The following is a 19,883-nucleotide window of genomic DNA, read 5'->3' on the forward strand; positions in this document are numbered from 1 at the left end:
ATGAGCGGAATTCTCGAGGGCAAGCGCATCCTCATCACCGGTGTGCTGATGGAGTCCTCCATCGCCTTCCACACCGCGAAGCTGGCCCAGGAGCAGGGCGCGGAGATCATCCTCACCGCCTGGCCCCGGCCGACGCTGACCGAGCGCATCGCCAAGAAGCTGCCCCACCCCGACAAGGTCAAGGTGCTGGAGCTCGACGTCTCCAACGACGAGCACCTCGCCCGCCTGGAGGGCCAGGTCCGTGAGCACCTGGGCGACCGCCTCGACGGCATCGTGCACTCCATCGGCTTCGCGCCGCAGGACGCGCTCGGCGGCAACTTCCTGAACACCCCGTTCGAGTCCGTGGCCACCGCCATGCACGTCTCCGCCTTCTCCCTGAAGTCGCTGACGATGGCACTGCTGCCGCTGATGAGCGAGGGCGGCTCGGTCGTCGGCCTCACCTTCGACGCGAAGTTCGCCTGGCCGCAGTACGACTGGATGGGCCCGGCCAAGGCCGCCCTGGAGGCCACCAGCCGCTACATGGCGCGTGACCTGGGCAAGCAGAACATCCGCTGCAACCTGATCTCGGCGGGCCCGATCGGTTCGATGGCCGCGAAGTCGATCCCCGGCTTCGGCGAGCTGGCGTCCGTGTGGGACAGCCGCGCCCCGCTGGAGTGGGAGCTCTCGGACCCGGAGCCGGCCGGCCGCGGCATCGTCGCGCTGCTCTCGGACTGGTTCCCGAAGACCACCGGCGAGATCATCCACGTGGACGGCGGCCTGCACGCCATCGGCGCGTAACCGCTTCTCGTCAGAGCGTCAGGGCCGTGTGCCCGCCCGGAGCGGGCGGACACACGGCCCTCGCCGTTCCGCAACTCCTGCCCGACTCGAAAAGTCGAGCGAACCACCCCAGACTGGGGCAGAGCGTGATGCTTCTGCTGCTGACGGGGAGGAGGTACGGGCATGCGCGCGATACGTCACGGGTTCGGCGCGTTCGCCTCCGTCGCCGTACTGCTCACCGGGGTCGCCGTCGCCGCCGAGGTACGGGCCGCACCCGCCCCGGCCGAGGAAGTCCCCGTCACCGTCCCGGCGGCCGAGGAGCCGGAGAACTTCGGCGCCTCCTGCCGCACCGTCGTCCAGGGCTCGACCGTTACCGCCCACTGCCACAACCCGTACCCCCGCACCGACCGGGTCCGGCTCCACGTCGAGTGCGAGCGCTGGTGGGACATCGACTCCGACAGCGCCCCCGTGGAGGTCGGACCCGCCGACTACGGCAAGATCACCAGCCGTTGCTGGAAGGAGGTCCGGTCCGCCTGGATCACTCACCAGCCGGCCGACCAGGCTCCCGATCCGGCTCCGGTACGGGGCTCCTGAGGCACATGTAGGGATAGCCGGCCGCTTCCGTACCGGCCCGCTCGGCGTCGCCCTCCCGGATCGCGTCCACCAGGCGCGCGTGGTCCATCCAGTTCTCCGGGCGCAGCTCCTGCCCGACGTCGTCGCGCAGCCACTCCCGCAGCAGATCGCCGAGGTCCGCGTAGAGCTCGGTGAGCACCTCGTTGCCCGAGGCGGCGACGACCGCGTGGTGGAAGGTCGCGTCGGCGCTCACGAACCGCTCCGCGTCACCGGACTCCCACGCCTCCTCGCGTCGTACGAGCAGGGTGTCGAGCTGCTTCAGATCCCGCTCGGTGCGCCGGGCGGCCGCGAGCCGCGCCCCGGCGGACTCCAGCGTCGAGCGCAGCTCGGCGACGTGCCGGGGGTCGGAGCCGGCGAAGCGGCGGTGCATGACGCCCGCCAGCTCGCTGGTGGCGATGACGTACGTCCCGGAGCCCTGGCGGATGTCGAGGAGCCCGTTGTGCGCGAGCGCGCGTACCGCCTCGCGCACGGTGTTGCGGGCCACGCCCAGCTGCTCGACCAGCTCGGGCTCGGTCGGGATGCGCGAACCCACCGGCCACTCGCCGGACGTGATCTGGTTCCGCAGCTCGGCGATCACCTGATCGGAGAGGCCTGCGCGCCGGGGGTGGCCGAGGGCCATGGAGCACCTTCCCATTCGTTCGAGTCGCCCAAGTCGTTCGAGATTGGACAACCAATCATCCCATGATTCTATGATGGCCCCATGCCTGACGAGCCGAAGACCCTCGACCCAGCCGCACGACCGGCCACGACCACCGTCCCGGCGGCCACCACGACCCCGCCCGGAGCCGCCGTCGCCGGCGATTCTCCCGCACAGGGGCAGGCGCAGCGCTGGACCCTCGGCCTCGTCACCGTCGGACTCGTCCTGGCCGCGCTGAACCTGCGCCCCGCCATCACCAGCCTCGGCGCCCTCCTCGAAGAGGTCAGCGCGGGCCTCCACATGAGCGGCACCGTCGCCGGCGTCCTCACCTCCGTCCCCCCGCTCTGCTTCGCCGTCTTCGGCATCACGGCCCCGCGCCTCGCCCGCCGCTTCGGCCCCGCCGCCGTCGTCTGCGCGGGCATGGCGGCGATCTTCACCGGCCTGATCCTGCGCCCCTTCGCCGGCGGCACGGTCGGCTTCCTCGCCGCCAGCGCCCTCGCCCTCATGGGCATCGCCGTCAGCAACGTCCTGATGCCGGTCATCGTCAAGCGGTACTTCCCCGACCGCATCGGCAGCATGACCGGCCTCTACTCCATGGCCCTCGCCCTCGGCACCTCCATGGCCGCGGCCGCGACCGTCCCCATGACCGCCGCCCTCGGCGGCGACTGGCGCATCGGCCTGGGAGTCTGGGCGGCCATCGCCGCGCTGGCCGTCCTGCCCTGGATCCCGCTCGTACGCGACCGGGACCGCGCCGCCACGGCGACCCGGGCCACCGCCGTCGCGACGCGGACCGCCGCCCCGCGCATCACCCGCAGCCGCACCGCCTGGGCCCTCGGCTGCTACTTCGGCCTCCAGGCCACCGGCGCCTACATCACCATGGGCTGGATGCCGCAGATCTTCCGCGACGCGGGCGTCCCCGCCTCCACCGCGGGCGTGCTCCTCGCCGTCACCATGGTCATGGGCGTCCCGCTCGCCTTCGTGATCCCCCGGCTCGCCACCCGTATGAAGAACCAGGGCCCGATCGTCGTCGCCCTCGGCCTCTGCGGCCTCGCCGGCTACACCGGCCTCTTCCTCGCCCCCGCCGCCGGAGCCTGGATCTGGGCGCTGCTCCTCGGCGTCTCCAACTGCTCCTTCCCGCTCGCCCTCACGATGATCGGCATGCGCTCGCGCACCGGCGCAGGAGTCGTCCGGCTCTCCGCCTTCGCACAGAGCGTCGGCTACCTCATCTCCATCCCCGGCCCCCTCCTCGTCGGCGTGCTCTACCAGCACAGCGGCGGCTGGGGACTGCCGATCGCCCTCATGGGCGGGCTCATGGTGCCGCAGATGATCGTCGGAACCCTGGCGGGCAGGGACCGGACGGTCGAGGACGAATCCTGAGATGCGAGACTGTCGCCATGCCAGTTCTCGAACCCAATCCCCCGAACGGCCAGAAGAAGCTGCTCATCGTGTTCGGCGCGATGATCGGCATCACGGTCGTCATCGGCTTCATCGCCTCGTTCGCCTCCCCGTGAGGCGGCTCCCCGCGCCCCGCGGTGGGGATAACCCCCGCATCCCCTAGGGGGCGGGACTCAGGGTGAAGTGGGTGGATCACCGGATGGGCCGAGGGGCCCGCGATCCCTAGGTTGGAGACAACAGGGAAAGCGGAGTTCTCACCCACGGAGGCGGTCATGTCGGCCCATACGTCCACCCGCGTCCGGCCCGAGGCGACCGGTGTCGACACCCGGCTGCCCTGGTGGGCCCTCGCCCTCCCGGCGGCCGCGTTCGTCGCTCTTCTGCTGCTGATGACCGGCCCCGGTGAGGCCCACGCGGCGGTCGGCGACCCAGGGGCCGGAGGGTTCCTGGAGCGGATCCAGCAAACGCTCTCTCTCTGAGTCGGCGCGAGCCGTTTCGTGCGAAGCTGAGGACCATGAGCGTCGACACACCCCGCAGGATCGTGCTGCTCCGACACGCGAAGGCGGACTGGAACCAGGAGTCCGACCACGAGCGCCCCCTCGCCGAGCGAGGCCGCGCGGACGCCCCCGTCGCCGGCCGTCGGCTCGCCGGGACCGGCATCGCCTTCGACCTGGCCCTCTGCTCCACCGCCACCAGGACCCGCGAGACCTGGAAGCTGGCCGTGCAGGCCCTCCCGGAGCGCCCGAAGACCGTGTACGAGGAGCGGCTGTACGAGGCCTCGCTCGGCGAGCTCATCGCCCTGCTCAACGAGACCTCGGAGGACGTGTCCGACCTCCTCGTCATCGGCCACAACCCAGGGATGCACGCCCTCGCCGACGCCCTCGCGGGCGACTCGGAGGGCGACGCGCTGGCCCGGATGAACCGCAGCGGCTTCCCGACCTCCGCCTTCGCCGTCGTCACCTTCACCGGCTCGTGGAAGTCCCTGGAGCACGGCACCGGGCGCCTCGTCGACTTCTGGACCCCGCACGTCTGATCCGCACTCTCGGTCTTCCGTACGCCTCCTCCGCAGCCGTACGGGAAAGGGCCCGGCCGTCACTCGACGACCGGGCCCTCCCTCGTACGGTTCACCCGCGTACGGGTTCACACACGGCTCAGTGCAGCAGGTCCTCCGCGCCGCCGTCCGCCGCCTCCACCTCTTCGCGTGTGATCCCCAGCAGATACAGCACGGTGTCCAGGAACGGCACGTTCACCGCCGTGTGCGCGGCCTCGCGCACCACCGGCTTCGCGTTGAACGCCACGCCGAGACCGGCCGCGTTCAGCATGTCCAGATCGTTCGCCCCGTCGCCGATCGCCACGGTCTGCGCCAGCGGCACCCCCGCCTCCGCCGCGAACCGGCGCAGCAGCCGCGCCTTGCCCGCCCGGTCCACGATCTCGCCGGTCACCCGACCGGTCAGCTTGCCGTCGACGATCTCCAGGGTGTTGGCCGAGGCGAAGTCGAGCCCGAGCCGCTCCTTCAGATCGTCCGTGACCTGCGTGAACCCGCCCGAGACGACACCCACCTGGTAGCCGAGCCGCTTGAGCGTACGGATCAGGGTCCGGGCCCCGGGCGTCATCCGCACCTCGGCGCGGACCTTGTCGACCACCGAGGCGTCGAGCCCGGCGAGCAGCTCCACGCGCGCGTGCAGCGACTGCTCGAAGTCCAGCTCACCGCGCATCGCGGCGGCCGTCACCTCGGCGACCTTGTCCTCGCACCCGGCGTGCGCCGCGAAGAGCTCGATCACCTCGTCCTGGATCAGCGTCGAGTCGACGTCCATGACGACGAGCCGCTGGGCCCGCCGGTGCAGCCCGGCGGAGACCACGGCCACATCGACCCCGATGGAGTGCGCCTGGGTGGCGAGGGAGGTCCGCAGCGGCTCGGTCTCACAGCCGGAGACGGCGAACTCGACGGCCGTCACCGGGTATTTCGCCAGCCGGAAGACACGGTCGATATTGCCGCCGGCCTCCGCGATCCTGGCCGCTATGGCCGCCGTCTGCTCCGCCGTCAGCGGGTTGCCCAGCACGGTGACGTGCGAGCGCCCCTCACCGCGAGGACGGTTGTCGCCCGTGCCGGAGATGATCTCGGCCTGGAGTTTCAGCGACTCGGCCCAGCTGTGCACGGTCGCGCGGAGCTCGCCCTGCGAGGCGACGGTCGGCTCGGTGACGAGCGCGCACAGGACGAGGCGGCCGCGGGAGACGACCTGCTCGATGTCCACGACGTCGACGGAGTAGGCGGCGAGGGTGTCGAAGAGTCCGGCGGTGATCCCGGGACGGTCCTTCCCGAAGATCTTGACGAGAAGGGTGGGAACGTCTGAGGTCTGCGATGCGCTCATGGTGCTTCCACCGTATCGGGCACCGCGTGCCACCCGACCCCCCGTCCCGCCCAGCGGACACCCGAGCGGCCGTGCCCTTGATCCCGGGAGCGTTCTCGGAGAGCCTGCGCCGGGTCTTCACGCGGCCCGACTTTCGGAGAGGGGACCGGGCCTGAAATAGTTCCCCAGGATGATTCGCATCCCTGGACTCCCCGCGACGGGGGTACATCGGGGGACAAGTAGTGGGGCATGGAGTGCCAGAACTCGTACTGGAATTGAACGGAAGGACCTGGACGCTCGATCCGTCCAGGTCGTACACCCTGGGCCGCGACCCGCAGGGCGACCTGGTCATCGATGACGCCAGGGTCTCGTGGCGCCACGCCACCATCAGCTGGGGCGGCCGGAGTTGGGTCATCGAGGACCACGGCTCGACCAACGGCACGTTCCTGCAGGGGCAGCGGATCCACCAGGTGGAGATCGGCCCCGGCTCGGCCGTCCACCTCGGCAACGCCACCGACGGCCCGAGGCTGAATCTCGCCGCCGTCGGCGCGGCCGGCGCATCTCAGCAGCAGGCCCCGCACCAGCAGGCCCCGCACCAGCAGGCTCCGGCCCACGCCCAGCAGGCCCCTGCCCACCAGGCCGCCGCGGCCCAGGCCGACTGGGCCACGCACCAGGCGCCGCCGCAGCAGAACTGGCAGCAGCAGGCCCAGCCGCCCGCCCACCAACAGGTCCCGCACCAGCAGGGCCCTGGCGGCCACCAGGGCCCCGTCGGCCACCCGGGCCAGGGCGGCCCCGTCGAGCAGCTCGCGCAGAAGGTTCCCGCCGCCGGCGGAGCCGGGGGTGCCTCCTCGGCGTACGCCGACCGCAGCCCCACCACGTTCCACCAGCTGGCCCTCGGCCACGTCATGCGCATCGGCCGTGCCCTCGAGAACGAGCTGGTCGTCTCCGACCTCCAGGTCTCGCGGCACCACGCCGAGTTCCACGCGACGCCCGACGGACGCTTCGAGATCCGCGACCTCGGCTCGCACAACGGCACGTACGTCAACGGTCAGCCGATCACCAAGGGCGGCACCGCCCTCCTCGGCCCCCAGGACATCGTCGGCGTCGGCCACTCGACGTTCCGGCTCGTCGGCGGCCAGCTGGAAGAGTTCGTCGACACCGGCTCCGTCTCCTTCTCGGCCCGCCACCTCACGGTCACGGTCGACGGCGGCAAGCAGATCCTCAAGGACGTCTCCTTCGGCGTCCCCGAGAAGTCGCTGATCGGTGTCATCGGCCCGTCCGGCTCCGGAAAGTCCACGCTGCTCAAGGCGCTGACCGGCTACCGCCCGGCCAACGAGGGCGACGTCCTCTACGACAACCGGAGCCTCTACAAGCAGTTCGCCGAGCTGCGCCAGCGCATCGGTCTGGTCCCGCAGGACGACATCCTGCACAAGGAGCTGACCGTCCAGAAGGCGCTGCGCTACGCCGCCAAGCTCCGCTTCCCCGGCGACACCGCCGAGTCCGAGCGCGAGGCCCGCATCGGCGAGGTGCTGCGCGAGCTCAAGCTCGACATCCACAAGGAGAAGAAGGTCACCTCCCTCTCCGGTGGTCAGCGCAAGCGCGTCTCGGTCGCCCTGGAGCTCCTCACCAAGCCGTCGCTGATCTTCCTGGACGAGCCGACCTCCGGCCTCGACCCGGGCATGGACCGCGATGTCATGCAGCTGCTCCGCGGCCTCGCCGACGACGGCCGCACGGTCCTCGTCGTCACCCACTCGGTGGCCGAGCTGGGCCTCTGCGACAAGCTGCTCGTCATGGCCCCCGGCGGCTCGGTGGCGTACTTCGGCCCGCCGGACGAGGCGCTGAACTTCTTCGGCTACTCCACGTGGGCCGATGTCTTCTCCGCCTTCGAGAACTACCGCGACTACGACTGGGCGGGCCGCTGGAAGGGCTCGCAGCACTACCAGCTGTACGCCGCCGACATCGACGCCGTCGCCGCGCAGCCCGTCCAGATGCCGCAGCAGGCGATGGCCAGGCCGCCGAAGCCGCAGGGCTGGGGCTCCCAGCTGTGGACGCTGATCCGCCGCTACGTCTCCGTGATCGCCTCCGACAAGGGCTTCATGGCCCTGATGGTGATCCTGCCGGCGGTCCTCGGAGCGGTGTCCGTCGTCATCCCCGCCGACTTCGGCCTCGGCAAGCCCACGCCCCCGTCCCGGTTCAACGGCGACGCCGGCACGATCATGCTGATCCTCGCGGTCGGCATGTGCTTCAGCGGCGCGGCCAACTCGGTCCGTGAGCTGATCAAGGAACGGGTCATCTACGAGCGGGAGCGTGCCGTCGGCCTGTCCCGCTCCGCGTACCTGATGTCCAAGGTCATCGTCCTCGGCGTGATCACGGCCTTCCAGGGCGTGATCATCTGCGGTATCGGCTTCTCCACGCGCGCGCTGCCCGAAGAGGGCCTGTTCATGCCGCCGGCCGTCGAGCTGTGCATCCAGGTCATCGGGCTCGGCCTGACCTCGATGATGGTCGGCCTGGTCATCTCCGCGCTGGTGAAGACCGCCGAGAAGACCATGCCGCTGCTGGTCATGTTCGCGATCATCCAGGTCGTGTTCACCGGCATCCTCTTCCAGGTGTACGACTCGCCCGGCCTGGAGCAGTTCGCCTGGCTCATGCCCTCCCGCTGGGGCATCGCCGGCGCCGGCGCCACCCTGGACCTGGCACACCTGATGCCGCCGTGGGACCACAAGAACCCCACGAACACCGACCCGCTCTGGGAGCACACGGTCGCACAGTGGAGCCTCGACCTCGGCATCCAGCTGGCCATGGCGGCCATCTGCTGCGTCGCCGTGGCGCGACTGCTGCGCCGCCACGAGCCCGAGGTCATGCGCAAGTGATCGACTGAACGACCGGTACGCCGAAGGGCGGCACCCCCAGTGCGGGGGGTGCCGCCCTTCGGCGTACGACAGCGGACCGAGTGCGATCAGTACGCGCTGTTGACGTTGTCGATCGAGCCGTAGCGGTCGGCCGCGTAGTTGGCGGCGGCGACGAGGTTGGCGACCGGGTCGTACTGGTCGAACTTGGTGCCGGGGATGTGGTAGGCCTTGAAGGTCGGGTAGATGACCTGCAGCAGGCCCTTCGACGGGACGCCGTTGATGGCGTTGATGTCCCAGTTGTTGATGGCCCGCGGGTTGCCGCTGGACTCACGCATGATGTTCTTGTGCAGGCCGTTGTACGTGCCCGGGATGTTGTGCTTGTCCATGATGAACAGCGCCTCGCGGATCCAGCCGTCGAGGTTGTTCGCGAAGACCGGGGTACGGGCGACGGAACGGCTCGCGGCCGCCTTCTCCGCGGCGCGCTTCTTCGCGTCGGCCTTCGCCTTCGCCGCGGCCTTGGCCTTGGCGTCCGCCTTCGCCTTCGCAGCGGCCTTGGCCTGCGCGTCGGCCTTCGCCTTGGCCGCCGCGGCGGCCTTCGCCTTGGCGTCGGCCTTGGCCTTCGCCTCGGCCGCCTGCTTGGCCTGGAGGCCGACGGTGGTGTGCTGCTCGGTCACGCTGGCGGCCAGGGCCTTCGCCTGCGGGCTGCTCGCGTCGTACGACCAGGCCACCTGCTGCGTACCGGAAAGAGCCTGGGGCTCGGTCTCGGTGGAGCCGTTGCCGGGGACCAGGGAGAGGGTGAGCGCGGCGGCGCCCAGAGCGGCGACGCCGGCGATCGTGGCCTTGTGGGTCTTCTTCAGACCACGACTGTGGCCAGGGGTGTTCGCAGACATAACGGACTACCTCTTCGAATCGCTGGGGGTCGTCGCTCGCCGGGATGGCGGTGCGCCTGCTTCGGCGGCGACGGGGGCAATTCTTAGCGGCAGCAAAATCCCGTGGCAAAGGTGTGACGTACGATCCCGGGTAGTGGATCAGGGCCTCGTGCACGAGCCACGGAAGCGCCCTTATGTCGGGCTCACCCCACCCTGACCCGCCCTCCGGGAGTCCACTAGGGGGCTTCGTAAGTGACGTGGGTCCTATGCGCGGGCTCACATCGGGCACGTAACGAACTCACCAGGCGTTGCGTGAGCAATGCGCACAGTGAGCCCACGGAGAGTCCCCTCCTCCTGGGGGAGGACAAGGGCCCCCGGGCCGTACGACCTAGGTCCCCGGTCCCCCTCCTTCGCGGTCTCCGGACGGATACGGACCGTCACGGCCCGCCGGTACGGTGAACACATGAGCCATCGACCGAGCTCCGGCCTGGCCGCCGTGAGCACCGCCCTCCTGGCCATGAGCCGCCATCTGGAGGTCCGCGACGTCCTCAAGACGATCGTCGCCTCCGCCCGCGAGCTGCTCGACGCCGAGTACGCGGCCCTGGGCGTCCCCGACGACCACGGCGGCTTCGCCCAGTTCGTCGTCGACGGAGTCAGCGACGAACAGTGGAAGGCGATCGGCCCGCTGCCCCGGCAGCACGGCATCCTCGCCGCGATGCTCCACAAGGCGGAGCCCGAGCGACTCGCCGACGTCCGCGAGGACCCCCGCTTCGGGGGCTGGCCGGAGGCCCACCCCGAACTCTCCGACTTCCTCGGCCTCCCCGTCAGGGACGGCGACGAGACCCTCGGCGCCCTCTTCCTCGCCAACAAGCGCTGCCCGCGGGAGAACGGCGGCTGCGGCTTCACCGCCGAGGACGAGGAACTCCTCTCGATCCTGGCCCAGCACGCGGCCATCGCCCTCACCAACGCCCGGCTGTACGAGCGCAGCCGCGAGCTCACCATCGCCGAGGAGCGCTCCCGCCTCGCCCACGAGCTGCACGACGCCGTCAGCCAGAAGCTCTTCTCGCTCCGGCTGACCGCCCAGGCCGCCGCCGCGCTCGTCGACCGCGACCCCGCCCGCGCCAAGGGCGAGCTCCAGCAGGTCGCCGTTCTGGCCGCCGAGGCCGCCGACGAGCTGCGCGCCGCCGTCGTCGAGCTCCGCCCCGCCGCCCTCGACGAGGACGGCCTCGTCCACACCCTCCGTACCCACATCCAGGTCCTGGACCGCGCCCACACCGCCCGGGTCACCTTCGAGAGCCCCGGGACGCGCGCGCTGCCGGCGGCGCAGGAGGAAGCGGTGCTCCGGGTCGCCCAGGAGGCCCTGCACAACGCCCTGCGGCACGCGGACGCGGCGCTCGTCACGGTCTCCCTCACCCGCGCCGGCCAGGGCGCGCGGCTCACCGTCACCGACGACGGCAAGGGCTTCGACCCGCGTACGGTCCGCAGTGCGGGGCGCCACCTCGGCCTGGTCTCCATGCGGGACCGGGCGGGCGGCGTCGGCGGATCGCTCACCGTGACCTCGGCCCCGGGCGAGGGCACCACGATCGAGATGGAGGTTCCCGGTGGCTGACAAGCAGATCCGTGTCCTGCTGGTCGACGACCACCAGGTCGTCCGCAGAGGCCTGCGCACCTTTCTGGAGGTGCAGGACGACATAGAGGTGGTGGGGGAGGCCTCCGACGGCGCCGAGGGCGTCGCGCGCGCCGAGGAGCTCCGCCCCGACGTGGTCCTCATGGACGTGAAGATGCCGGGGACGGACGGCATCGAGGCGCTGAAGCGGCTCCGCGAGCTGGACAACCCGGCGAGGGTCCTGATCGTCACCAGCTTCACCGAACAGCGCACGGTGGTCCCCGCGCTCCGCGCCGGCGCCTCCGGCTACGTCTACAAGGACATCGACCCCGACGCGCTGGCCGGCGCGATCCGCTCCGTCCACGCCGGGCACATCCTGCTCCAGCCCGAGGTCGCGGGCGCGCTCCTCGCCCAGGACGACTCCCACGGGGGCACGGGACGCGGATCGACCCTCACGGAGCGGGAGCGCGAGGTACTGGGCCTGATCGCGGACGGCCGTTCGAACCGCGAGATCGCCCGCGCGCTCGTCCTCTCGGAGAAGACGGTGAAGACGCACGTCTCGAACATCCTGATGAAGCTCGACCTCGCGGACCGCACCCAGGCGGCCCTCTGGGCGGTCCGCCACGGCCTCACCAACTGACGCGTGCGCCCCCCGTGCGCCGGGCGCACGACCGTTCTGTCCTTCATACCGTCGTGTGTATGTCCCCCGTTCGGCGCAACCTGACGGGGGGTGCCGCGTTCTCCATGGCGTGCTGCGGCTGACCGGCCGCAGCGATGACCAGGAGGATGTACCAAGTGAAGAACCTCAAGAAGGCCGCTGCCCTCACCATGGTCGCCGGTGGCATCGTCGCCGCCGGTGCGGGTGTCGCCTCCGCCCACGGCGCCGAGGCCACGGGCAAGGCCCTCAACTCGCCGGGCGTCGCGTCCGGCAACCTGGTGCAGGTCCCGGTCCACGTCCCCGTGAACGTCTCCGGCAACACGGTCAACGTGATCGGCCTGCTCAACCCGGCCTTCGGCAACCACGCCGTCAACGGCTGATCGCCCCCAGAACAACCGGCCCCCGGACGATCCCCCCGGGGGCCGGCCCCTTTCCCCCGTTGCGGGCAATCGTTCCGCAGGGCGGAACGGGTGGGCACAACCCCCCAGGGCGCCGCCCGCTCCCCGCACCTCCGCCCCAGGACCCGTAAGCCCTGTACGCGGCGACCCGCGCCCGTCGCCCCGGCGCACCGAGCCGCACCGTGGTGCCGAGGCCGTTCCGGCTCAGAACCCCCGATCCCGCTCCCGCTCCCGTTCCTCCACATACGCGTTGTACGCCGCCACCTGCGCCCGTCGCGCCACCCGCTCCACCGGCCGCAGCGCAGCCCCCCGCGCCGCCATCTCCGAGGCGCTCACCGCGCCCCCGTGCCCGTGGTCGTACGCCAGGTCCACCAGCAGGCCCACCCGCTGCGCCAGTTCCAGGACCCGCACCGCCCGCGGCGGGTAGCCCGGGGCGAGGACCTCGCGGCCCACCTCCGCCCGCGCCCGGTACGCCTCGCGGGCCGCGTCCGCCGCCGGGCCCGAGGCCGCCACGTCCAGCCGGGTCAGGACCGACGTCGCGTCCCGCAGGGCCTCCGCCAGCTCCCGCTCGGCCTCGCCGAGCGACGGCACGTCCGCCGGCGGCGCCTCCCGCACCGCGAGACAGCGCCAGACCACCTCCACATGGACGTCACCCACCGGCCCCGCCTCCGACACCTCCGGCACGAGGCCGTACGGAGCGCCGTGGCCCACCACCGCCTCCTCCGCCTCCAACGCGCGCGCGTTGAAGTCCGGCGGCCCGCTCAGCCCCAGCGGATGCCCCGGCGCGGGCAGCGCCACCCGCCACCCGGTCACCCCGAGCCGCCGCAGCCGGCCCAGCGCCAGCGTCAGCCCCACCGGCCGCGCCTCACCCGGCAGCCCCTCCACGCGGTGCACCGCGTCCTCCCCGACAATGGCCAGCGCCGCCTCGTCCGGCGACACCGCCCCGGCCAGCAGGGCATTGCCCCAAGCGGCCAGGCGTCCTGAGCGTGGTTCCGAAAGCATTCCCCAAGACTAGGGGGAGTCCTGGGCGCACCGGGGGACTCAAAGGAAGCCCTAGGGACGGGCCCGCTCCGTCGATAACGTAGGTTTTCCCCTGGACGCCGCGCCCACCGGCGCAAGGCGACGACACGACTCGACCGCAAGGGGAGACAACGCGCTCATGAGCGATGTACTGGAGCTGGTGGACGTATCCGTGGTCCGCGACGGACGGGCTCTGGTGGACGAGGTCTCCTGGTCGGTCAAGGAGGGCGAGCGCTGGGTGATCCTCGGACCCAACGGCGCCGGCAAGACCACCCTTCTGAACATCGCCTCCAGCTACCTCTTCCCCACCAAGGGCACCGCCGACATCCTCGGCGAGCGTCTCGGCGGCGTCGGCACCGACGTGTTCGAGCTCCGTCCCCGCATCGGCATGGCCGGCATCGCCATGGCGGAGAAGCTCCCCAAGCGCCAGACCGTCCTGCAGACCGTCCTCACCGCCGCGTACGGCATGACCGCCACCTGGCACGAGGACTACGACCCGGTCGACGAGCAGCGCGCCAAGGCCTTCCTCGACCGCCTCGGCATGAACGAGTACCTGGACCGGAAGTTCGGCACCCTCTCCGAGGGCGAGCGCAAGCGCACCCTGATCGCCCGCGCCATGATGACCGACCCCGAGCTCCTCCTCCTCGACGAGCCCGCCGCCGGACTCGACCTCGGCGGCCGCGAGGACCTCGTCCGCCGCCTCGGCCGCCTCGCCCGCGACCCGTACGCCCCCTCCATGATCATGGTCACCCACCACGTCGAGGAGATCGCGCCCGGCTTCACCCACGTCCTGATGATCCGTCAGGGCAAGGTCCTCGCCGCGGGCCCGGTGGAGATGGAACTGACCTCCCGCAACCTCTCGCACTGCTTCGGCCTGCCGCTCGTCGTCGAGCGGGTCGGCGACCGCTGGACCGCCCACGGACTGCCCCTGAAGTAAGCGGCCGGAGCGCCGGCGTCCCGCACAGCCGCCCGCGCCCTGTCCCGGAGCACCCCACCCGCCCTACCATGACCATGTGGACATCGACGCATGGGTCTGGTGGCTGATCGGCGCGGTGGGGCTCGGCATTCCGCTGGTCCTGACCGCGATGCCCGAATTCGGCATGTTCTCCGTCGGCGCGATCGCGGGGGCGGTGACCGCGGCCCTCGGCTTCGGCGTCGTCGCCCAGGTTCTCGTCTTCGTCGTCGTCTCCGTGGCGCTCGTGGCGGTGGTGCGCCCGATCGCCGCACGTCACCGCGACGGAAGACCCCAAGTGGCCAGCGGAGTCGACGCCCTGAAGGGGCGTCAGGCGGTGGTCCTGGAACGGGTCGACGGCAGCGGCGCCGGCAGGATCAAGCTCGCGGGGGAGATCTGGTCCGCCCGCGCACTCGACACCGGACAGACCTTCGAACCGGGCGAACAGGTCGATGTCGTGGACATCGACGGGGCGACCGCCGTCGTCATGTGACCGAACCTCACCCATGACGCTCCGCCATCTGGGAAACTCGATCATCGAAAGCGATCCGGCAGTCAACCGGCAGCGAAGGGCACGGGGAACACGATGTCAGCAGTCATCATCGTCCTGATCATTCTGGTGGTGCTTGTCTTCATCGCCCTGATCAAGACGATCCAGGTCATCCCGCAGGCGAGCGCGGCGATCGTGGAGCGCTTCGGCCGCTACACCCGCACGCTCAACGCCGGACTGAACATCGTCGTCCCGTTCATCGACTCCATCCGCAACCGGATCGACCTGCGCGAGCAGGTCGTCCCGTTCCCGCCCCAGCCGGTGATCACCCAGGACAACCTCGTCGTCAACATCGACACGGTCATCTACTACCAGGTGACCGACGCGAGGGCCGCGACCTACGAGGTCGCCAGCTACATCCAGGCGATCGAGCAGCTCACCGTCACCACCCTGCGCAACATCATCGGTGGCATGGACCTGGAGCGGACCCTGACCTCCCGCGAGGAGATCAACGCCGCCCTCCGCGGCGTCCTCGACGAGGCCACCGGCAAGTGGGGCATCCGCGTCAACCGCGTCGAGCTCAAGGCGATCGAGCCGCCGACCTCCATCCAGGACTCGATGGAGAAGCAGATGCGCGCCGAGCGCGACAAGCGCGCCGCGATCCTCACCGCCGAGGGCACCCGCCAGTCCGCCATCCTCACCGCGGAGGGCGAGAAGCAGTCCGCGATCCTCCGCGCCGAGGGCGAGTCCAAGGCCGCCGCCCTGCGCGCCGAGGGCGAGGCCCAGGCGGTCCGTACGGTCTTCGAGGCCATCCACGCCGGCGACCCGGACCAGAAGCTGCTCTCGTACCAGTACCTCCAGATGCTTCCGAAGATCGCCGAGGGCGATGCCAACAAGCTCTGGATCGTGCCCAGCGAGATCGGCGACGCACTCAAGGGCCTCTCGGGCGCCTTCGGCAACAAGGACGGCAGCCTCCCCGGCTTCAACACCAAGGGCGCCGCGGCCGAAAGGCGAGACGAACCGCCGGTTGACTGACACGTACACGTAATCCTCGTGCATGATCGGTGCGAGCCCCTCGACCCCGGCGACGCCAGGGCGGGGAGGCGACTCGCTGACCATGTAAGGAGATGGCGTTGTCCATCTGGGAAGCCCTGGCGGTCTTCGCCGCCGGCATCGGCGCCGGCACCATCAACACCATCGTCGGATCGGGAACGCTCATCACGTTCCCGGTCCTTCTCGCGACCGGACTCCCTCCGATCACCGCGAACGTCTCCAACGCCCTCGGCCTCGTCCCCGGTTCCATCAGCGGAGCCATCGGCTACCGGGCCGAACTCAAGGGCCAGAAGCGCCGCATCATCCGTCTCGGCGTCGCCGCCCTCATCGGCGGCCTGATCGGCGCGATCCTGCTCCTCGCGCTCCCGTCCGACGCCTTCGACGCGATCGTCCCGGTCCTCATCGGCCTCGCACTCGTCCTGGTCGTCCTCCAGCCCCGCATCGCCGCCGCCGTCAAGCGCCGCCGCGAACAGACCGGCACCGAGGCCCACCCCGACGGCGGCCCCGTCCTCCTCGTCGGCCTCCTCCTCGCCAGCATGTACGGCGGGTACTTCGGCGCCGCCCAGGGCGTGCTCTACCTCTCCCTGATGGGCCTGCTGCTCCATGACACCCTGCAGCGGATCAACGCCGTCAAGAACATCCTCGGCGCCCTCGTCAACGGCGTCGCCGCCGTCTTCTTCCTCTTCGTCGCCGAGTTCGACTGGACGGCCGTCCTGCTCATCGCCGTCGGCTCCACCATCGGCGGCCAGATCGGCGCCAAGGTCGGCCGCAGGCTGCCGCCCACGGTCCTGCGCGGAGTGATCATCACCGTCGGCGTCATCGCCATCCTCCAGCTGACGCTCCGCTAGTTCCGGAGCCCGGAACGGCGGAAGGGCCCGCCTCCCCACACCGGGGGAGGCGGGCCCTTCCGCTACGAGACAGGGTTACGCGGCAGCCTTCGCCAGCCACTCCGGCAGCTCCGACCGCTCGCTCGCCCGCATCGCCAGCAGCATCGCGTCCGCGGGCGTCGGCTCGAACGGCTGGAACAGCAGCGGCATCCCCGCCTGCTCCGGGGTCCTGGCCGCCTTGCGGTGGTTGTCCTCGGCGCAGGAAGCGACCGTGTTCAGCCAGCTGTCCCCACCGCCCTGGGCCCGCGGCACCACGTGGTCCACGGTCGTCGCCCGCCGCCCGCAGTACGCGCACCGGTGCTGGTCCCGCACCAGCACCCCCCTCCTCGACCACGGCGCCTGTCTTCGGAACGGCACCCGGACGTAGCGGCAGAGCCTGATCACCCGCGGCACCGGAAGATCGACGGCCGCACCTCGGACCCGCAGATCGGGGTGGGCGTGCTCGACGACGGCCTTGTCCGTCAGGACAAGCACCACCGCACGGTTCAGAGTGACCGTCGACAGCGGCTCGAAGCTCGCGTTGAGTACCAGCGTGTCCCGCATTGTGCCCACCTCCCGTGTGCAGGCCCGGCCCCGGAGCGGGGCGGTGGGGCCTGGATCAACGATGGCCGGGCCGGCCCGGGTCGGACAACGCAATATTTCCCGCGCAACAAAAGATGCCCGCTTCTGATCTCTCCAAGACCAGAAGCGGGCAAACAACAAACGAACGATCAGACCGCCGCGGGAGCCGCGTACTCACCGATCAACTGGGCACGCCCCAGCGTGTGGAAGCGCAGATTGAACCCGACCACCGCCGGCGACACATCGCCGTCCGGACCGAGCTTCTCGCTGTCCACCGCGTACACGGTGAAGACATAGCGATGCTGCTCCCCGGCCGGAGGAGCCGCGCCACCGAAGTCCTTCGAGCCGTAGTCGTTCCGGACGTGCACGGCCCCGGCCGGCAGCCCCTCGAACGCCCCCGACCCGGCACCGGCGGGCAGCTCGGTCACCGACACCGGGATGTCGAACAGCACCCAGTGCCAGAACCCGCTGCCCGTGGGGGCGTCCGGATCGAAGCAGGTGACGGCGAAGCTCTTCGTCTCCGCCGGGAACCCCTCCCAGCGCAGCTGCGGAGAGGTGTTCCCCGCCGCGTACACCTGAGCGTCCTTCAGGACCCCGCCCGGCGCGATGTCGTCGCTCACCAGGGTGAACGCCGCCACCGGCGGATGGAAGTCATGCGGGAGCGGCGCCCTCTTGCCCTCGGACACGTCGAATCCTCCGTCTCGCCCGTACTGCCTCAGCAGCCTTTACGGGGCCGAGCCTAGAGCCAGTTGCGGCGGCCGCCGACCTCGGCGAGCCACTGGTTCAGGTAAGCCGCCCAGTCGGTGGTGTGGAAGTCGTTCAGACCCACCTTGAACGCACGGAACGAGTCGCTGCCCTCACCGAAGAGACCCGGCTTCTTGTCCATCTCCAGGACGACGTCCATCTCACGGTCGTCCGCGACGAAGCTGACCTCGACCTGGTTCAGACCCCGGTACTGCTGCGGCGCGAAGAACTCGATCTCCTGGTAGAAGGGCAGCTTCTGCCGCGTCCCCCGGATCTGCCCGCGCTCCATGTCCGCGCTCTTGAAGCGGAAGCCCAGCTGGAGGAACGCGTCGAGGATCGCCTGCTGCGCCGGCAGCGGGTGCACGTTGACCGGGTCCAGGTCACCGGAGTCCACCGCGCGGGCGATCTCCAGCTCGGTGGTCACACCGATGTTCATCCCGCGCAGCTGCTGCCCCGAGACCGAGGTCACCGGCGTCTCCCACGGGATCTCCAGGCCGAACGGCACCACGTGCACCGCGCCGGCCTTCACCTCGAAGGCACCGCCCAGACGGACCTTGACGAACTCGATGTCCTGCTTCTGCTCCTGGTCACCGCCCTCGACCTCGACCCGCGCCTGCAGCCCGACGGAAAGCCCCTCGATCTGCTGGTCGACATTGCCGCCCTGGATCCGGACCTCACCCTGGACGACACCGCCGGGAACCACGTTCTCCTCGGTGAGCACCGTCTCCACGGTGGCCCCACCAGCACCCAGGCTCGCGAGCAGCTTCTTGAAACCCATGACCTTCACTCCTTCTCAGTCCTGACCCCTACATACGCGCGACGACCGTAGTCGGTTCCCCAGCGGACCCCCACTACGCTCGTGCGCCATGAGCGAGAGCCCCGACCGTACGCCGCTCCCACGGACCTTCTTCGACCGCCCGGTCCTCGAGGTCGCCCCCGACCTCCTCGGCCGCACACTCCTCCGCCGTTCCCCCGGAGGACGGATGGAACTGCGCCTCACGGAGGTGGAGGCGTACGCCGGCGCGATCGACCCCGGCTCGCATGCCTTCCGGGGCCGGACGGCGCGCAACGCCGTCATGTTCGGCCCGCCCGGCCACGCGTACGTCTACTTCACCTACGGCATGTGGCACTGCCTCAACCTGGTGTGCGGCCCGGAGGGCGAGGCGAGCGGGGTACTGCTCCGCGCGGGGGAGGTCCTTCGGGGCGCCGAGCAGGCACGCCCCCGCCGCCGCTCGGCCCGGTACGACCACGAGCTGGCCAAGGGCCCCGCCCGTCTCGCCACGGCCCTCGACATCGGCCTCTCCCTGAACGGCACCGACACCTGCGCGGGCCCGGACGCCCCTCTCTCCCTCCTGACCGGCACCCCGCCGGCGCCCGACCGCATCCGCAACGGCCCCCGCACAGGAGTCGGCGGCGACGGCGCCCCGCACCCCTGGCGCTTCTGGATCGACGACGACCCGACGGTGAGTCCGTATCGCCCCCACACGCCCCGGAAACGTCCACTTGACTCGGGGGCCCCGAGCGCCTAACGTAGCCCGAGCAGCTGGTTACGGGCCTGCTTGTTCGAGCACCCCGCAGCGGCCACCCACTACTCAAGACGACTCCCCAGCAGGGGCGTATTTCGGCATGCCGGAATACGAATTCGATTGACTCGATTATGAGTCACCGAAGAAATCAGCTAAAGTAGTGAACACGCCGAAAGGCGAAAGGCAGCCAACAGGCCACCGGATACAAACTCCGAACCGGAAACGGAACGGAAAATGATCTGGTAAGGTTGGAAACACGAAGGGAAGCCCGGAGGAAAGCCCGAGAGGGTGAGTACAAAGGAAGCGTCCGTTCCTTGAGAACTCAACAGCGTGCCAAAAATCAACGCCAGATTAGTTGATACCCCGTCCATCTTCGGATGGCGAGGTTCCTTTGAAAGTCCTGCCGGCCCTTGTGGTGGGTAGGCAACATACACAGCGAGGACGCTGTGGACAGTCGGCCTTATTCCGGCCTGACTGTCCCGCTCAACGCGAGTGTCACCCGAT

General features: G+C 70.4%; 22 protein-coding genes. 15 read left to right on the top strand and 7 right to left on the bottom strand.

Going from position 1 to position 19,883, the window contains the following annotated elements; translation table 11 throughout:
- Together fabI and N5875_RS30000 are read left to right on the top strand one after the other, a co-directional pair.
- Window positions 1-777, top strand: a complete 777-nt coding sequence (fabI, locus tag N5875_RS29995; protein ID WP_318207078.1) for an enoyl-ACP reductase FabI — start codon at window positions 1-3, stop codon at window positions 775-777.
- 162 nt (window positions 778-939) lie between these two features.
- A complete protein-coding gene (locus N5875_RS30000) occupies window positions 940-1,350 on the top strand; it encodes a hypothetical protein (RefSeq protein ID WP_318207077.1) in 411 nt (136 codons plus the stop codon).
- On the opposite strand, the gene N5875_RS30005 is transcribed toward N5875_RS30000, so the two are convergent.
- Entirely contained in the window at window positions 1,295-2,008 is a 714-nt protein-coding gene (locus tag N5875_RS30005) for a FadR/GntR family transcriptional regulator (RefSeq protein WP_318207076.1), read from the bottom strand. The two genes, N5875_RS30000 and N5875_RS30005, sit on opposite strands and share 56 nt — an antisense overlap.
- A gap of 81 nt (window positions 2,009-2,089) precedes the next feature.
- On the opposite strand from N5875_RS30005, the gene N5875_RS30010 reads away from it, so the two are divergent.
- From N5875_RS30010 to N5875_RS30025, 4 genes are all read left to right on the top strand, one after another.
- Window positions 2,090-3,403: an MFS transporter gene (locus tag N5875_RS30010; protein WP_318207075.1), complete on the top strand. Its 1,314-nt coding sequence runs from the start codon at window positions 2,090-2,092 to the stop codon at window positions 3,401-3,403.
- Window positions 3,404-3,420: 17 nt separating this feature from the next.
- A complete protein-coding gene (locus N5875_RS30015; protein WP_252121862.1) occupies window positions 3,421-3,537 on the top strand; it encodes an SGM_5486 family transporter-associated protein in 117 nt (38 codons plus the stop codon).
- 156 nt (window positions 3,538-3,693) lie between these two features.
- A complete protein-coding gene (locus N5875_RS30020; RefSeq protein ID WP_318207074.1) occupies window positions 3,694-3,897 on the top strand; it encodes a hypothetical protein in 204 nt (67 codons plus the stop codon).
- Window positions 3,898-3,932: 35 nt separating this feature from the next.
- The gene (locus tag N5875_RS30025) at window positions 3,933-4,451 is read left to right on the top strand and encodes a histidine phosphatase family protein (RefSeq protein WP_318207073.1); all 519 of its coding nucleotides are present in this window, start codon (window positions 3,933-3,935) and stop codon (window positions 4,449-4,451) included.
- Between the two features lie 118 nt (window positions 4,452-4,569).
- Here N5875_RS30025 and serB read toward each other — a convergent pair whose 3' ends face one another.
- Window positions 4,570-5,787: a phosphoserine phosphatase SerB gene (gene serB, locus N5875_RS30030; RefSeq protein WP_318207072.1), complete on the bottom strand. Its 1,218-nt coding sequence runs from the start codon at window positions 5,785-5,787 to the stop codon at window positions 4,570-4,572.
- A 221-nt stretch (window positions 5,788-6,008) separates the two neighbouring features.
- On the opposite strand from serB, the gene N5875_RS30035 reads away from it, so the two are divergent.
- Window positions 6,009-8,636: an FHA domain-containing protein gene (locus N5875_RS30035; protein WP_318207071.1), complete on the top strand. Its 2,628-nt coding sequence runs from the start codon at window positions 6,009-6,011 to the stop codon at window positions 8,634-8,636.
- Between the two features lie 86 nt (window positions 8,637-8,722).
- Here N5875_RS30035 and N5875_RS30040 read toward each other — a convergent pair whose 3' ends face one another.
- On the bottom strand, window positions 8,723-9,505 hold the full coding sequence (locus N5875_RS30040) for a transglycosylase SLT domain-containing protein (RefSeq protein WP_318207070.1): 783 nt from the start codon (window positions 9,503-9,505) through the stop codon (window positions 8,723-8,725).
- 442 nt (window positions 9,506-9,947) lie between these two features.
- Here N5875_RS30040 and N5875_RS30045 point away from each other — a divergent pair, with 442 nt between their 5' ends.
- The 3 genes from N5875_RS30045 (at window position 9,948) to N5875_RS30055 (ending at window position 12,128) form a co-directional block, all read left to right on the top strand.
- On the top strand, window positions 9,948-11,093 hold the full coding sequence (locus tag N5875_RS30045) for a GAF domain-containing sensor histidine kinase (protein WP_318207069.1): 1,146 nt from the start codon (window positions 9,948-9,950) through the stop codon (window positions 11,091-11,093).
- Window positions 11,086-11,730, top strand: a complete 645-nt coding sequence (locus N5875_RS30050; protein ID WP_318207068.1) for a response regulator transcription factor — start codon at window positions 11,086-11,088, stop codon at window positions 11,728-11,730. The genes N5875_RS30045 and N5875_RS30050 overlap by 8 nt, the downstream gene beginning before the upstream one ends.
- A 155-nt stretch (window positions 11,731-11,885) precedes the next feature.
- Window positions 11,886-12,128 carry a chaplin gene (locus N5875_RS30055; protein WP_318207067.1) on the top strand — a complete coding sequence of 81 codons (243 nt, stop codon included), beginning with the start codon at window positions 11,886-11,888 and terminating at the stop codon, window positions 12,126-12,128.
- A 222-nt stretch (window positions 12,129-12,350) separates the two neighbouring features.
- Here N5875_RS30055 and N5875_RS30060 read toward each other — a convergent pair whose 3' ends face one another.
- Window positions 12,351-13,148 carry a hypothetical protein gene (locus N5875_RS30060; protein WP_318207066.1) on the bottom strand — a complete coding sequence of 266 codons (798 nt, stop codon included), beginning with the start codon at window positions 13,146-13,148 and terminating at the stop codon, window positions 12,351-12,353.
- 157 nt (window positions 13,149-13,305) lie between these two features.
- On the opposite strand from N5875_RS30060, the gene N5875_RS30065 reads away from it, so the two are divergent.
- The 4 genes from N5875_RS30065 to N5875_RS30080 all read left to right on the top strand — a co-directional run bounded on the left by N5875_RS30065 (window position 13,306) and on the right by N5875_RS30080 (window position 16,509).
- Complete coding sequence (locus N5875_RS30065; RefSeq protein WP_318207065.1) at window positions 13,306-14,103, top strand: ABC transporter ATP-binding protein; 798 nt, start codon at window positions 13,306-13,308, stop codon at window positions 14,101-14,103.
- Window positions 14,104-14,179: 76 nt separating this feature from the next.
- Entirely contained in the window at window positions 14,180-14,611 is a 432-nt protein-coding gene (locus N5875_RS30070; RefSeq protein WP_318207064.1) for an NfeD family protein, read from the top strand.
- Window positions 14,612-14,704: 93 nt separating this feature from the next.
- On the top strand, window positions 14,705-15,643 hold the full coding sequence (locus N5875_RS30075; RefSeq protein WP_318207063.1) for an SPFH domain-containing protein: 939 nt from the start codon (window positions 14,705-14,707) through the stop codon (window positions 15,641-15,643).
- A 92-nt stretch (window positions 15,644-15,735) separates the two neighbouring features.
- The gene (locus tag N5875_RS30080) at window positions 15,736-16,509 is read left to right on the top strand and encodes a sulfite exporter TauE/SafE family protein (RefSeq protein ID WP_318207062.1); all 774 of its coding nucleotides are present in this window, start codon (window positions 15,736-15,738) and stop codon (window positions 16,507-16,509) included.
- Window positions 16,510-16,584: 75 nt separating this feature from the next.
- On the opposite strand, the gene N5875_RS30085 is transcribed toward N5875_RS30080, so the two are convergent.
- The 3 genes from N5875_RS30085 to N5875_RS30095 form a co-directional block, all read right to left on the bottom strand.
- Entirely contained in the window at window positions 16,585-17,091 is a 507-nt protein-coding gene (locus tag N5875_RS30085; RefSeq protein WP_189830354.1) for an HNH endonuclease, read from the bottom strand.
- 167 nt (window positions 17,092-17,258) lie between these two features.
- Complete coding sequence (locus N5875_RS30090; RefSeq protein WP_338497317.1) at window positions 17,259-17,795, bottom strand: YbhB/YbcL family Raf kinase inhibitor-like protein; 537 nt, start codon at window positions 17,793-17,795, stop codon at window positions 17,259-17,261.
- A gap of 53 nt (window positions 17,796-17,848) precedes the next feature.
- Window positions 17,849-18,631, bottom strand: coding sequence for a sporulation protein (locus N5875_RS30095; RefSeq protein ID WP_318207060.1), 783 nt, complete (start codon window positions 18,629-18,631; stop codon window positions 17,849-17,851).
- Window positions 18,632-18,719: 88 nt separating this feature from the next.
- Between N5875_RS30095 and N5875_RS30100 the strand changes: the two genes are divergently transcribed.
- A complete protein-coding gene (locus tag N5875_RS30100; protein ID WP_338497319.1) occupies window positions 18,720-19,382 on the top strand; it encodes a DNA-3-methyladenine glycosylase in 663 nt (220 codons plus the stop codon).
- The last annotated feature ends 501 nt before the right edge of the window (window positions 19,383-19,883 follow it).

The organism is Streptomyces sp. SJL17-4, from assembly GCF_036826855.1.
GTDB lineage: Bacteria > Actinomycetota > Actinomycetes > Streptomycetales > Streptomycetaceae > Streptomyces.

What these genes read in the sequence shown, in the direction of transcription:
- serB (WP_318207072.1), bottom strand. Translation starts at nt 5,787, where the DNA reads ATGAGCGCATCGCAGACCTCAGACGTTCCCACCCTTCTCGTCAAGATC.
- N5875_RS30045 (WP_318207069.1), top strand. Translation starts at nt 9,948, where the DNA reads ATGAGCCATCGACCGAGCTCCGGCCTGGCCGCCGTGAGCACCGCCCTC.
- N5875_RS30040 (WP_318207070.1), bottom strand. Translation starts at nt 9,505, where the DNA reads ATGTCTGCGAACACCCCTGGCCACAGTCGTGGTCTGAAGAAGACCCAC.
- N5875_RS30060 (WP_318207066.1), bottom strand. Translation starts at nt 13,148, where the DNA reads ATGCTTTCGGAACCACGCTCAGGACGCCTGGCCGCTTGGGGCAATGCC.
- N5875_RS30100 (WP_338497319.1), top strand. Translation starts at nt 18,720, where the DNA reads ATGAGCGAGAGCCCCGACCGTACGCCGCTCCCACGGACCTTCTTCGAC.
- N5875_RS30000 (WP_318207077.1), top strand. Translation starts at nt 940, where the DNA reads ATGCGCGCGATACGTCACGGGTTCGGCGCGTTCGCCTCCGTCGCCGTA.
- N5875_RS30015 (WP_252121862.1), top strand. Translation starts at nt 3,421, where the DNA reads ATGCCAGTTCTCGAACCCAATCCCCCGAACGGCCAGAAGAAGCTGCTC.
- N5875_RS30085 (WP_189830354.1), bottom strand. Translation starts at nt 17,091, where the DNA reads ATGCGGGACACGCTGGTACTCAACGCGAGCTTCGAGCCGCTGTCGACG.
- N5875_RS30095 (WP_318207060.1), bottom strand. Translation starts at nt 18,631, where the DNA reads ATGGGTTTCAAGAAGCTGCTCGCGAGCCTGGGTGCTGGTGGGGCCACC.
- N5875_RS30080 (WP_318207062.1), top strand. Translation starts at nt 15,736, where the DNA reads ATGGCGTTGTCCATCTGGGAAGCCCTGGCGGTCTTCGCCGCCGGCATC.
- N5875_RS30010 (WP_318207075.1), top strand. Translation starts at nt 2,090, where the DNA reads ATGCCTGACGAGCCGAAGACCCTCGACCCAGCCGCACGACCGGCCACG.
- N5875_RS30025 (WP_318207073.1), top strand. Translation starts at nt 3,933, where the DNA reads ATGAGCGTCGACACACCCCGCAGGATCGTGCTGCTCCGACACGCGAAG.
- fabI (WP_318207078.1), top strand. Translation starts at nt 1, where the DNA reads ATGAGCGGAATTCTCGAGGGCAAGCGCATCCTCATCACCGGTGTGCTG.
- N5875_RS30020 (WP_318207074.1), top strand. Translation starts at nt 3,694, where the DNA reads ATGTCGGCCCATACGTCCACCCGCGTCCGGCCCGAGGCGACCGGTGTC.
- N5875_RS30075 (WP_318207063.1), top strand. Translation starts at nt 14,705, where the DNA reads ATGTCAGCAGTCATCATCGTCCTGATCATTCTGGTGGTGCTTGTCTTC.
- N5875_RS30065 (WP_318207065.1), top strand. Translation starts at nt 13,306, where the DNA reads ATGAGCGATGTACTGGAGCTGGTGGACGTATCCGTGGTCCGCGACGGA.
- N5875_RS30005 (WP_318207076.1), bottom strand. Translation starts at nt 2,008, where the DNA reads ATGGCCCTCGGCCACCCCCGGCGCGCAGGCCTCTCCGATCAGGTGATC.